The 12,653-nt window shown below is 43.5% G+C and carries 12 protein-coding genes; 4 read left to right on the forward strand and 8 right to left on the reverse strand.

Going from position 1 to position 12,653, the window contains the following annotated elements:
* From glmM to DW938_RS11855, 6 genes are all read right to left on the reverse strand, one after another.
* The gene (glmM, locus tag DW938_RS11830; RefSeq protein ID WP_118125054.1) at positions 1-1,344 is read right to left on the reverse strand and encodes a phosphoglucosamine mutase; all 1,344 of its coding nucleotides are present in this window, start codon (positions 1,342-1,344) and stop codon (positions 1-3) included.
* Between the two features lie 250 nt (positions 1,345-1,594).
* Positions 1,595-2,632 carry a Holliday junction branch migration DNA helicase RuvB gene (gene ruvB, locus DW938_RS11835; RefSeq protein ID WP_117856641.1) on the reverse strand — a complete coding sequence of 346 codons (1,038 nt, stop codon included), beginning with the start codon at positions 2,630-2,632 and terminating at the stop codon, positions 1,595-1,597.
* Between the two features lie 16 nt (positions 2,633-2,648).
* Positions 2,649-3,248, reverse strand: coding sequence for a Holliday junction branch migration protein RuvA (gene ruvA / locus DW938_RS11840; RefSeq protein ID WP_117863186.1), 600 nt, complete (start codon positions 3,246-3,248; stop codon positions 2,649-2,651).
* A 1-nt stretch (position 3,249) separates the two neighbouring features.
* Positions 3,250-3,753: a crossover junction endodeoxyribonuclease RuvC gene (ruvC, locus tag DW938_RS11845; protein ID WP_117896728.1), complete on the reverse strand. Its 504-nt coding sequence runs from the start codon at positions 3,751-3,753 to the stop codon at positions 3,250-3,252.
* 218 nt (positions 3,754-3,971) lie between these two features.
* Positions 3,972-4,481, reverse strand: coding sequence for a Gx transporter family protein (locus tag DW938_RS11850; RefSeq protein WP_118125056.1), 510 nt, complete (start codon positions 4,479-4,481; stop codon positions 3,972-3,974).
* Positions 4,482-4,491: 10 nt separating this feature from the next.
* Complete coding sequence (locus DW938_RS11855) at positions 4,492-4,863, reverse strand: NusG domain II-containing protein (RefSeq protein ID WP_181984443.1); 372 nt, start codon at positions 4,861-4,863, stop codon at positions 4,492-4,494.
* 481 nt (positions 4,864-5,344) lie between these two features.
* Between DW938_RS11855 and DW938_RS11860 the strand changes: the two genes are divergently transcribed.
* From DW938_RS11860 to rlmH, 4 genes are all read left to right on the forward strand, one after another.
* Positions 5,345-6,631, forward strand: coding sequence for a UDP-N-acetylglucosamine 1-carboxyvinyltransferase (locus DW938_RS11860; protein ID WP_118125060.1), 1,287 nt, complete (start codon positions 5,345-5,347; stop codon positions 6,629-6,631).
* Between the two features lie 69 nt (positions 6,632-6,700).
* Positions 6,701-7,525 (forward strand): HAD family hydrolase, encoded by an 825-nt coding sequence (locus DW938_RS11865; protein WP_118125062.1) that lies wholly within the window; start codon positions 6,701-6,703, stop codon positions 7,523-7,525.
* A 2-nt stretch (positions 7,526-7,527) separates the two neighbouring features.
* Positions 7,528-8,313, forward strand: coding sequence for an MBL fold metallo-hydrolase (locus tag DW938_RS11870; protein WP_117926926.1), 786 nt, complete (start codon positions 7,528-7,530; stop codon positions 8,311-8,313).
* Positions 8,310-8,795 (forward strand): 23S rRNA (pseudouridine(1915)-N(3))-methyltransferase RlmH, encoded by a 486-nt coding sequence (gene rlmH / locus DW938_RS11875; protein WP_118125064.1) that lies wholly within the window; start codon positions 8,310-8,312, stop codon positions 8,793-8,795. Before DW938_RS11870 ends, rlmH begins: the two co-directional genes overlap by 4 nt.
* 58 nt (positions 8,796-8,853) lie before the next feature.
* On the opposite strand, the gene DW938_RS11880 is transcribed toward rlmH, so the two are convergent.
* Both DW938_RS11880 and DW938_RS11885 read right to left on the reverse strand, forming a co-directional pair.
* Positions 8,854-10,167 (reverse strand): hypothetical protein, encoded by a 1,314-nt coding sequence (locus DW938_RS11880; protein ID WP_118125066.1) that lies wholly within the window; start codon positions 10,165-10,167, stop codon positions 8,854-8,856.
* A 174-nt stretch (positions 10,168-10,341) separates the two neighbouring features.
* A complete protein-coding gene (locus DW938_RS11885; RefSeq protein WP_118125068.1) occupies positions 10,342-12,222 on the reverse strand; it encodes a GGDEF domain-containing protein in 1,881 nt (626 codons plus the stop codon).
* Positions 12,223-12,653: the final 431 nt, after the last annotated feature.

The raw sequence follows: 12,653 nt of genomic DNA on the forward strand, positions 1-12,653 counted from the left end.
TTACATTTTTTCGATAAGCTCCGCTATCTTGTGTGCATATTCTGTGATTATGCCTGTTCTCTTGCCCTCTATCATAACACGAACGAGAGGCTCTGTGCCTGACTCACGGACAAGTATCCTGCCCTCGTCACCAAGCTTTTCGGAATACATCTTTATAGCGTCTGTTATCTCAGGGACTTTATCCCACATACCCTTTTTGTCTGCTGTTATCTTAACGTTCACAAGCACCTGCGGATAGCACTCCATGCAGGCAGCAAGCTCGCTTGCCTTTTCGCCTGTGCATTTGAGGACTGTCAGAAGCTTTGTACCTGTCAGCTCACCGTCGCCTGTGTTTGCATAGTCAAGAAGAATGATATGACCTGACTGCTCACCGCCTATATTATAACCGCCCTTGAGCATTTCTTCAAGAACGTATCTGTCGCCAACCTTTGTGGTAGCGGCAACGATACCGTTTGCCTTTGCATACTTGAAGAAGCCGAGGTTTGTCATAACTGTAACAACGCAGGTGTTGTTTTTGAGTATGCCCATGCTCTTCATATATTTTGAGAAGATAGCAAGTATCTTGTCACCGTCGATAAGCTCGCCCTTTTCGTCAACTGCAAGACATCTGTCAGCGTCGCCGTCAAAGGCAAGACCTATATCGCAATGGTTATCAACAACTGCCTTTTGCAGACCCTCGATATGTGTTGAGCCGCAATCCTTATTTATATTCGTTCCGTCAGGCTTATCGTTGAGCATTATGCACTTTGCCCCAAGTCCCTCGAAAATTCTCTGTGCGCACACGGAAGCTGAGCCGTTTGCACAATCAAGCGCCACACGGATACCGTTGAAATCTGTCTGAACTGTTTTCATAACGTAGCGGATATAATCCCAAGCTGCGTCCTTTTCGTAATAAACGTGACCTATATCACAGCCGTCCTTAAGCTCTATCTTTTCAGGTGTGTCCAGGATAAGTGCTTCTATCTCGTTTTCTATCTCATCAGAAAGCTTGAAGCCTGTGCCAGAGAAAAGCTTTATGCCGTTAAACTCAACAGAATTGTGTGAAGCGGATATCATAACGCCTGCGTCTGCGTTGTATTTCTTTACAAGCATTGCAACAGCAGGGGTAGGAACAACGCCGAGTATATGAGCGTCTGCGCCGACTGAGCAGATACCTGCGACCAGTGCGGACTCCAGAATGTCGCCTGAGATACGGGTATCCTTGCCTATGATTATCTTAGCCTTGTGGTTTGTTTCCTTTGTGAGCACCATTGCGGCAGCTCTGCCTATCTGCATAGCAAGCTCACAGGTAAGCTCTGTGATAGCTACTCCTCTTGCGCCGTCAGTTCCAAATAATCTTCCCATAATAATTAGCTCCTTTTCGAGGTCATACCTCTATATTATTTTTTATTTATGTAAACTCTATATTAACACACATATTAAATTTATCCTATACAATTTTTATCAAAGACAGAAAAGTGCGGTAACAGCGACCAAAGGTCGCCCCTACAGAACAAGAAATTCATCGCCGCTAGGCGATACCTTAATTCCTCACTCCTCACTCCTCATTCCTCATTAAGCATTCCTCACTCCCCATTAAGCATTCCTCACTAAATCAAAGGTGCGTTTGTCCGTCCTTGAGAAATCCCAGATGATCGTAAGCAAGCTGTGTCGCCACACGTCCCCTTGGGGTCTTTGAGAGGAAACCTAGCTGCATAAGATACGGCTCGCAAACGTCCTCAATGGTGACTGACTCCTCGCCGATAGCCGCCGCAAGGGTTTCAAGTCCCACTGGGCCGCCGTCATAGCCTTTTATTATCATAGTCAGCAGACGTTTGTCGAGAGAGTCAAGTCCCAGCTTGTCAACGTCCATTCTATTAAGGGCTATCTTTGCAATGTCTGCGGTTATCCTGCCGTCACCCATGACTTCGGCAAAATCACGCACACGCCTTAAAAAGCGGTTTGCTATTCTTGGAGTTCCTCTTGAACGCTTCGCTATCTCCTCTGCACCGTCATCATCACAAGCCACGCCAAGCAAAACTGCAGAACGCTTGACGATATCGGAAAGCTGTTCTGTATTGTAAAGCTCCAAACGCTGGATAACGCCGAAACGATCTCTCAGCGGTGCAGAAAGCGAGCCTGCTCTTGTGGTAGCACCTATAAGAGTGAACTTGTTAAGCTCAATTCTTATAGATCTTGCCGCAGGACCTTTGCCCATGATTATATCCAAGGCATAATCTTCAAGGGCAGGATAAAGAACTTCCTCCACCTGTCTTGAAAGGCGGTGTATCTCATCTATAAAAAGCACGTCGCCTTTTTCAAGGTTTGTGAGAAGAGCCGCAAGGTCGCCCGGCTTTTCAATGGCAGGGCCTGAGGTTATCCTGATATTCACTCCCATTTCATGGGCGATTATGGCAGAAAGAGTGGTCTTGCCCAGACCAGGCGGGCCGTAAAGCAGAACGTGGTCAAGGCTGTCGCCCCTGTTTTTTGCCGCTTGTATATATATTTTCAGGTTCTCCTTGACCTTTTCCTGACCGATATACTCGTCAAGTGTTTTAGGTCTAAGGCTCACCTCGAAATCGTCAGTTGTTTCCGCCTGAGTTTCTTTCGGGGTGACTATCCTGTCTATATCAAAATCTCCTTTTTCGATCATTTATGGAGTTCTCCTCTCAAAATTTCGCAAGTCCGATAAGGGCTTTCTTTATAAGCTCTTCAACGCTCAAATTCGGGTCAAGCTTTGATATCACTGACATTGCTTCGCCCTCGGTATATCCAAGCACCACAAGGGCTGTGACAGCTTCTTCGACAGCTCCGCTTGGAACAGCCGCAAAGCCCTGAGCCGCATTTCCTCTGACGGATATGGTATTCTCTTTTGCCACCTTATCCTTAAGCTCGAGGACTATCCTTTGTGCTATCTTTGTACCGATACCCTTTATCTTTGTGAAAGCCTTTGAATCCCCTGTTGCAACCGCAAGCGCAAACTGTGATGGAGTGCAGGCTGAAAGTATGGCAAGACCTGCCTTCGGACCTACTCCGCTGACAGATATGAGCATACGGAAGCTTTTAAGCTCCTCCTTAGTTGCAAAGCCGAAAAGCTCAACGGCGTCCTCCTTTACGGCAAGATGTGTGTAAAGCTTGACCTCGCTTTTGCCTGCAATCTGCTGCAAGGTAGAAAATGTTGTTTTGCAGGCATAGCCCACGCCTGCACATTCTATTACGGCAAGGTCGCTCTCGGTATGGACGAGCTTTCCGCTAAGTGAATATATCATATTATTTCTCCTCAAAATTTTTCATAACACGCCTTGTGTTCACCGAAAGCCCGTGAGTTATAGCAATAGCCACTGCGTCCGCTGTATCGTCAGGCTTTGGGATAGCTTTAAGATGAAGCATGGTCTTTGTCATTTCCTGCACCTGCTTTTTCTCGGCACGTCCATAGCCGACTATGGAGCATTTCACCTGCAAAGGCGTATATTCATAAATGGGAATATTTCTTATTATGGCAGGAAGCAGGGTCACTCCCCTTGCCTGTGCAACGTCAATGGCGGTCTTTTCATTGGTATTGAAAAAAAGCTTTTCTATTCCCATTTCATCAGGCTTATAGGTGGTTATTATCTCGGTCATATCATCATAGATGACTTTCAGCCGTCTGTTGAAATCCATATCCGCAGAAGTGGTTATTGCACCGTAGTCAACAACAGTGAATTTTCCGCTGTTGTATTCAAGCACTCCGAATCCCACAATGGCGTAACCCGGGTCGATACCAAGTATTCTCAAATCCACTCCTCCGTTCAATTTCAACGCTATCCTATAATGACCCTATTATAACAACTAATTATACCATATTTTTCGGTCAAATGCAAGCAAAACGCTGAGTTTTCACCTATTTCTCACAAGGCAAAAATGTAGAAATGCCACTTTGTGAAAAGTCTGTTTTTGGCTAAACTGACTATAGAACAAAACAGCGGTCATCAGGTATGCCCCTGACACCGCTGTTATCTTTTTATACTGTATTTTCTAAGTGGCGACTTCCACAATCTTTGGAGGATAAGACCATTGAGCGTGCCTGTGAGAATGCCGCTTATTATGAGATAAGGCAAAAGGCTGAACACCGCCCATGTGCCTGATATCACTGCCGCCGCACAAAGCTGACCTATATTATGAAAAAAGCCACCAAAAACTGATGTCACCCAAAGCTGATTTTCACCAACTCTCGAAACCGCAATGTACATGGCGAGATACGCTAAAATTCCGCCTGTAAGTGAGAACGCAAAGCTCACCACAGTTCCGTAAAGCCCTGCCGCAAGGACTATTCGCAGGAGAAGCACCAAGCCTGCCTCTTTTCTGCCGATAAAAAGCATTGCTACCATTGTGACGATATTGGCAAGCCCAAGCTTCATTCCGCCTATGGGCATAACAGGAAACTGTGCTTCAACCATGAAAATGATAAGTGACAAGGCGGTAAAAATTCCTATAAGGGTAATTTTTTGTACTGATATCTTCATGCTTCCACCCCTATATCACAGCGTCAGCAGAGGTCTCACCGACTATTTTTATCACAAGCTTGTGCGGAGCACAAATGACGGTCTGTCCTGCGTGGGATATCTTTCCTGCATGAACACAGGTCTGATTCGAGCAATCTGCGACAGACACCCAAATGCTTCCCTCGCCAACGGTTATGGTATTAGTGCCGTTTTCTGTTTTTATCTCAAAGGAATACTCCTTATCAGGGGAAAGGTCAGATACTGTCTTTATTATCTTGCCGTTTTCATATATCTCGGCAGAAATTTCTCCGCTCTTTCCACCTGTGAGGAAAATAAATATCAGGCACGCAGCGATAACAGCCGCAAAAACTGCCGCCCATATGAGATTCTTTCTTTTTACCACTGTCGCACTCCCCTTTTTACAGTATATCTGTTGTTATGAGTATACCACAGCCGTTCTTTTTCGTCAAGACAAACGGCAAGTGTCTGATTTTTTGTACTTAAATATTACACTAAGGTTACAATAAGGTACAAGATTTCGTACAGTTGTAACATTGCTGTAATTTTCGCCGAAAAAGCCGAAAAAATTGTCGAAAATTTATCAAAATATCCTTATTCACTATTGATTTTTTGAATGGGGTGTGTTAAAATATAAGAGTTGAATATTCTATTGTTAAGAGTATGTGAACATTTGTTCTTTTTATAGACCGCCATAGCCTGCATTATATGGGCAGATTTAACGATTGCTTGGGTGTATGTTAAATGATTTTAACCAAATCGTTGAAATTCTTGCTTTTTGCTTTTATTTTGCCTGTGGCTGTGGTATAATAATCTGAGCGTCGGCAGAGAGAGAAGCCGACAATCTCGTTAAGGAGTGTGTAAACTTGGAGAAGTTTGTTATACATGGAGGTAAGCCGCTGCATGGTACTGTGCAGATAAGCGGTGCAAAAAACGCTGCTGTTGCATTGGTTGCGGCAACTATCCTGTGCGACGAGCCGTGCGTTCTTGAGAACGTGCCTGAGATAAGCGATATAACTAAGTGCATGAAGATCCTGCGTGAAATGGGCGCAGAGGTCAGACTTTTAGATAAAAATACTATATATTTTGACACAAAGGGCATTGAAAAGCCTGAAGTGCCATATGAGCTTGCAAGAACCATGAGAGCGTCATGCTATTTTCTTGGCACACTGCTTGGAAGATTTCACGAGGCTTTTGTTCCGATGCCGGGCGGCTGTGACCTTGGCGACAGACCTATAGATCAGCATTTGAAAGCTTTCAAAGCACTTGGTGCGTCTGACGAGATAGTGAACGGAGCTAATCATGTCACAGCAGACGAGCTTGTGGGCAATCAGATCTACTTTGACTTTGTTACAGTTGGCGCAACTATGAATGCAATATTTGCCTCTGTAAAGGCAAAGGGGCTTACTATAATCGAAAATGCGGCGAAAGAGCCTCATATCGTTGACCTTGCGAACTTCCTTAACTCAATGGGTGCTGATATCAGAGGCGCAGGTACAGACGTTATCAAGATAAGAGGCGTTGATTACCTCAAAGGCGTTACCTATGCGACTATCCCTGACCAGATAGAGGCAGGCACTTATATGGTAGCGGCGGCTGCCACAAAGGGCGACGTTATTATCGCAAATGTTATTCCTAAACACCTTGAGTCTATCACGGCAAAGCTACGCAAGGTAGGCGTAAACGTTGAGGAAAGCGACGAGAGCGTTCATGTATGGGTGGACGGTCCTCTTATGAAAACTTCTATAAAAACTATGCCGCACCCTGGCTTCCCTACTGATATGCAACCGCAGTTCTCAACACTGCTGACGCTTGCAGAGGGTACGAGCATCGTTACAGACGATATTTTTGACAACAGATTCAGATATGTGGCTGAGCTTAGAAGAATGGGCGCTGACATTTCTGTTGACGGCAAGGTGGCTGTTATTCAGGGCGTTGGCAAGCTCAAAGGCGCTCCTGTTGTAGCAACTGACCTTAGAGCAGGCGCTGCCATGGTGATAGCAGGACTTGCCGCAGAGGGCACTACTGAGATAGACAATATTTTCTACATCGAAAGAGGATATGAAAAGATAGATGAGAAGCTCAGAGGGCTTGGAGCTGACATTCAGCGTGTTTACAAGCCTGACGCTAACGAAATGGAGCTTAGCGGCTGATAAATATTGATAACACTGCGGCGGCATATTATTTGCCGCCGTTTTTTACAGCATTTGAGAGGACATGATATGGAGCTTTTTATTTCCGACCTTGACGGAACGTTGCTTAACGGCTATGCAGAGGTGACGGAGTTCACAAGAGACACTTTGAACAGGCTCATGGCAAAAGGGCTTAACTTCACTGCCGCCACTGCAAGGACGCTTGCTTCCGCAGGAAAAATACTTTCGGGGATTGACCTGAAGCTTCCCGTTATACTTATGAACGGCGTGCTTATTTATGATATGGCGGAGAAAAAATACGTCAAGATAAACAGCCTTTCCAGGGAGCTTTGCGGTCTTATCATAGGTCTTTCAAAAGGACTTGGTTTAGAGCCTTTTATGTACTCGGTTTCAGATAACCAGCTTTCCACAAGATATGAGAGGCTTATTTCACCTGCAATGAAGAGCTTTTACAACGAACGCAGAGAGAAATATTACAAGTCCTTCACGCAGGTCAGTGACCTTTCTCAGTACATCGACAATGTGATATACTTCACATTTATTGCAGAAAAAGAAAAGCTTGTACCGCTGTATGACGCTCTTAAAGAAAATGAAAAGCTGAACATCACATACTATTATGATGTTTATGACCCCAAGCTTTGGTATCTTGAAGTGTTTTCTTCGGTGGCTTCTAAGGAGCAGGGCGTGAGGTATCTTCGTGAGAATTACGGCTTTGACTTTGTCACGGCTTTTGGCGACAACACCAACGATCTGCCTATGTTCAAGGCGGCTGATAAAAGAGTGGCAGTAAAAAACGCCTGCAAAGAGGTGCTTGAATGCTGCGACCAGGTGACAGGCACAAATGAAGAAGACGGTGTTGCAGAGTATCTTCTGAAAACTTTTGAAAGGAATTAGTTATGGCAAGGATATATCCACTTTTTTCATCAAGCAAGGGCAACAGCTCTTTTATCGGCAACAGTGACGGCGGGATACTTGTTGACGCAGGAGTATCCTGCAAACGTCTTTGTGAGGCTTTGAAAGCTAACGAGATCGACCCTGCTGTAATACAGGGAATTTTTATCACACACACACATTCAGACCATGTTTCGGGGCTTAAAGTTCTCACGAAGAAATATCATATCCCTGTATTTGCCCAAAAGACAAATCTTGAGATACTTGTATCTGACGGCAAAATAGACCCTGCCTGTGATGTCAACGAGGTGGACGGCAATGAAGTCTGCATAGGAGATTATGCCGTAAAAGGTTTTGCCACATTTCATGATACCCCTGCAAGCTGTGGATATCAGATAAAGACCCCTGACGGCAAGCAGGTATGCGTATGCACCGACCTTGGCACTGTTACAAATGAGGTCGATATGCACCTGAGCGGTTCTGACCTTGTTTTGCTGGAGTCAAATTATGATGAGTCAATGTTGAAAAATGGACCTTATCCATATGAGCTGAAAAGGCGCATCGCTTCAGACCATGGCCACCTTTCAAACTCTGCCTGCGGAGAACAGCTAAAAAAGCTTATGACAGCAGGTACATATAAATTTATTTTAGGGCATTTAAGTCAGGAAAACAACACGCCTTTGCAGGCTGAAAACTCGGCTGTGGGAGCACTTGGGGATTACGAGCGCAACAGCGACTATATTTTACATATAGCAAAGCCTGAGGGCAGCGGAATGGCGGTGGCATTTTGATAAGGATAAATCTTATTACAGTTGGAAAGCTGAAAGAAAAATACTGGCGTGACGCTGCGGCGGAATACTCAAAGCGGCTTGGTGCGTTCTGCAAGCTTGAAATAGTTGAGCTGAACGAGTCGAGGTTATCTGACAACCCATCCGAAAAGGAGATAGCGGCGGCGCTTGAAAACGAAGCAAAAGCCATGAAAGGCTACACTGACATCAAGGGTGCATACAACATTGCAATGTGCATTGAGGGCAAGCAGCTTTCAAGTGAAAAGCTGTCCAAAAAGCTCAGCGAATGCGGTCTGAACGGATTCAGCACAGTGAATTTCATAATAGGCTCGTCATTCGGCATTTCCCCTGAGATAAAGGCGAAAGCTGACCTTCGCTTGTCAATGTCGGAAATGACATTTCCGCACCAGCTTGCAAGGATAATGCTTTTGGAGCAGATTTACAGGGCGTTTCAGATAAGTGCTAATACTAGGTATCATAAGTGAATTTCGGATATGACAAAACCGCCGCAACCAAACTCGGTTGCGGCGGTAATTTTATCTGCTATGAATTATTGTTTTTGCTGTAATACTCTGTCTGCTTATCATAGACCACTTTCGGCGTGTAACGCTTTATTGCCTTGTTGTTCACCTTGATGTCAAGCTTTTCTACCCAGCTTGTTAATTTCTTCTGAAATTCATCGCTCTTCATTTCTTTTAGAAGATCTTCATGATTGTCCTTGGCATATTCTGCATCTCTGCCCTTTATATCGCCCTTGATAAGAATGTAATATGCATTATCGTCCTCATAAGCAGTTGCAACGTCTGTGCTCATACCGCTTACCTCTTTGAGTATCTTGCCGTTTGTAGTGTCTTTCTGTGAATCGTCCATAGCACCGTAGTTCATCATTTTCTCATTTGCATATGGGTCAGGCTCTGATGATGAGCTGTCCGTTGACGAGTCGCTGTCTGAAGCGGAGCTTGAATCTGCTGTGCTGTCAGATACAGAAGATGTATCGTCGGAAGCTGTGGAGCTTGTGTCGCTCTCTGCTACAGAAGACGTGTCGTCAGAAGTCGTGCTGCTGTCTGAGGCTGATGAATCGCTGTCAGTGGCGGAGCTTGAATCTGAGGTTTTCTTTGATGCAACATAGTCGTTGTACTCATCTATGATGCTATCAAAATCATCAAATGAAACTCCCTGAGCCTTTTCAAGGAACTCATCTCTTTTTGCCTTGGCTTCCTCATTTGCAGCGTCTGCTGAGTCTGTAGAAGAATCGGTGGCTGATGATGAAGAATCAGTTGATGCTTTAGTTTTTGCAAAGGAAATGGATTTATATCTCAGGTAGTTATCATCAAGATACTTCACCATTTCATCGTCTGAAACAGCTTCCTCGCCGCCCTCTGCATAGTAGTGATCAAAAAGCTCTTCCCTCATTTTCGAGCCTTTGAGTGCAAGCTTTACAGATTCCTTTGAGATACCCTCTGACTCGTAAAACTCGCCCTGAGAATCCCATGTGCTGCTTATGCTGTCATTAATGGACTTTATATCCTCATCTGAAAGAGTAAGTCCAAGCTCGTTGAACTTGTCAACTACAGCCGCATACTCCTTAGTTGCAGTGAGAGCATAGTCTGAAAGATACTCGTCAAATGCCTTTCCGTCTACCTTCTGATCGAAATAGTCCTTTTTGATGCCTTTCTGATAATACATCATCGTCATTTGATATGACATTTCTGTAAGCTCATTATAAATGTAGATTCCTGCGTTTATCTTGCTGTCACCTACTGTCATTACATAGCTTGTGTCCGAGCAAGCGGTAAGGCTCGCAGTACAAAGCAATGCGGCAGTAAGAGCAGCCGTTATTTTTTTAGCTTTAGCCATTTTATTATCCATTTCCTTTCCGAAAAAATCGTCTTACTAACAGGCAGAAAACCGCCTTAACTTTTACATTATACTACATTTGAGCCTATAAGTCAAGTGGATACGGCTCTCTTACACGCAAAAAACGGACGATCACTGACCGTCCGTTGTAATTCACTGATATTTTATCTATTGCTATTTCCTATTTTTATGTCTTTCCAATTTACTTGCGTACATTATCTTATCCGCCTGTGTAAACATATCTTCAAGCTCGTGGATATCTGTTATATGTTTACAAATACCGCCTATACTAACGCTGACCTCAAACTCGTTACCTGCAAACCTGTTATATACCCTAAGCCGGTCGTTGACCCTTGCAGAAAATCGTTCAGGATAGTTGTCGTTATAGTCGTTACAGCCTATCACCACAAACTCATCGCCGCCTACCCTTGCACATATTTCATGATTTTTTGTTGATGCCAAAACTGCGTCTGCGATCGCTTTTATTGCAATATCACCGCAGTTATGGCCAAAATTATCATTTATCTTTTTAAGGCAGTCCAGATCACAGACAGCGATAAAAGCCTTATTTTTCGGATCTGACATTCTGTCAATAACAAACTGGATATTTTTTTCAATGCCTATTCTCGAATAAACACCTGTCATAGCGTCACGGACTGCAAGATTGGCTATGGAGTTTTGTATCCGCATTGATTCCAGAGCATTGCTTACATGATTTGTCCAATTACGATAAGTGATATCTATCGTTTTTATTTCGTCACCGTAAGACAATATAGCATAACCATAGCACCGATCTATAAAATGTACCGGAGTAATAAAGAATGCACAAGGGCTTTCACGCTCTTCATCCAGATCAGGAAATATCTCTTTGAGTTCAAAAGGATTATGGAGAGTTCTGCTTTTGCCGTCAACGTTTCTTATATAAAGCACCATATTTTCTGTATATTCCTTTGGAACAGCGGATATCTCACCGACTATCTCATGCTCTCCAAGGCAATCCTCATTAAGGCAGAGATAATACCTCTTCTGACCAATGATAAGATAGAGAAAATATTGTATCCTGGCCATCAGATCATCGGGATCTTTAGAGCAAGCCATTATATCGGTCATACTGCTGTCCAAAAAGTCATGATAATTCATCTTGTTCTGAGATGATAAAAGATCACGCTTTGTATAGCTATAATCCTCATGACAGCCGCAGGAAGCACCTATCTCCACCTTGCCGCCGTCCTCTATAAGACCCTGCGGTTCAACACCTTTGATCCTTGCCTCAATGGTCATTACTGCGTTCACACCAGTTTCAAAGATCGGCGGTGAGCAAGAGGTTATAGCCGGCACGCAATGGATAGCCTCGTCTATTGCGTCATAACCTGCAACTATCATATCCTCAGGCACGCTCAAACCGTTTTTCTGATATTCATGAACAACGCCTATGGCCATATAATCACCGCAGCAAACGATAGCGTCAGGTTTTTTACGTCTGCCATAAATGATATTATTTGCCACCTCTGCCGCTTTATCATACCAGAAACCTCCGTCAAAGCAGACAAAATCCTGATCATACTCTATGCCATGCTTTTCAAGGGCACGCTTATAGCCTTCAAGCCGTTCACGAGTGGTGGCAGTCTCCAGTGGACCGCTCAAAAAAAGTATCTTCCTGCATCCATGGACCTCGATAAGATGTTCTGTCAATTGCATAAAAGGTATTTCGTCACGGGTATAAATACTTTCATAGTCCTTATAGCTTCCATCTATAAAGACCACAGGAACATGACATTTCTCATCTATATCCCTGCATATTTTGTCAAAAAGCCCAGGCATTTTCAACGTATCTGCCAGAACGGTGACGCCATCGAGCTTATCATAATTTATAGCGTCATATATCTGCATTTCTCCAACAGACACTGCTTTTAAGAATGACTCTTTAACAAAGCTCGTGAAGATAAGCACATCATAGTCAAGCTGAAAAGCCTTTGTCATTACGCCTTTCAGCAATCTTTCCTGATAATAGCTTTCTGCCTCAGACAATATCACTCCAATGCGTTTTCTTCCCAAAATGTCTCACCTTCTCCATAATGTCGCATTTAGACGCACTGCACCCTACCTTTGTTCAGATATTATACCACATTTGGTTTGATTTGTCAAAGTTGTTTTGTGAATTTTCGTAAATATTTTAACGACTTTTTTATTTTTGTGATAAAATTATTAAGCTATTTTCAATATTACCAATACCATTTGTTTAATTAAATTTGTTGCAAATAAACTAAACAATTCACTTAATCGTTTTCCAAATTGCGAAAATTTTCGGTAGCATGTTCATATAGACAACAAAATAAAAACTTTCAAGAATATTGTTAATAAATAAAACATCACAGAGAGATCTTTTTTACACGGTAATATTGAGCAAGAAAAGAACAAAAAAATTTCAAAAATGTAGGTTTGTCAATCATATTGGACACTATTATTAAGAAATTCGATAGGCGAAA

This window comes from Ruminococcus sp. AM43-6 (genome assembly GCF_003461785.1).
Lineage (GTDB): Bacteria > Bacillota > Clostridia > Oscillospirales > Ruminococcaceae > Hominimerdicola > Hominimerdicola aceti.

Coding starts and splice junctions, on each gene's coding strand:
- DW938_RS11865 (WP_118125062.1), top strand. CDS start 6,701: ATGGAGCTTTTTATTTCCGACCTTGACGGAACGTTGCTTAACGGCTAT.
- ruvB (WP_117856641.1), bottom strand. CDS start 2,632: ATGATCGAAAAAGGAGATTTTGATATAGACAGGATAGTCACCCCGAAA.
- DW938_RS11870 (WP_117926926.1), top strand. CDS start 7,528: ATGGCAAGGATATATCCACTTTTTTCATCAAGCAAGGGCAACAGCTCT.
- DW938_RS11850 (WP_118125056.1), bottom strand. CDS start 4,481: ATGAAGATATCAGTACAAAAAATTACCCTTATAGGAATTTTTACCGCC.
- ruvA (WP_117863186.1), bottom strand. CDS start 3,248: ATGATATATTCACTTAGCGGAAAGCTCGTCCATACCGAGAGCGACCTT.
- glmM (WP_118125054.1), bottom strand. CDS start 1,344: ATGGGAAGATTATTTGGAACTGACGGCGCAAGAGGAGTAGCTATCACA.
- DW938_RS11880 (WP_118125066.1), bottom strand. CDS start 10,167: ATGGCTAAAGCTAAAAAAATAACGGCTGCTCTTACTGCCGCATTGCTT.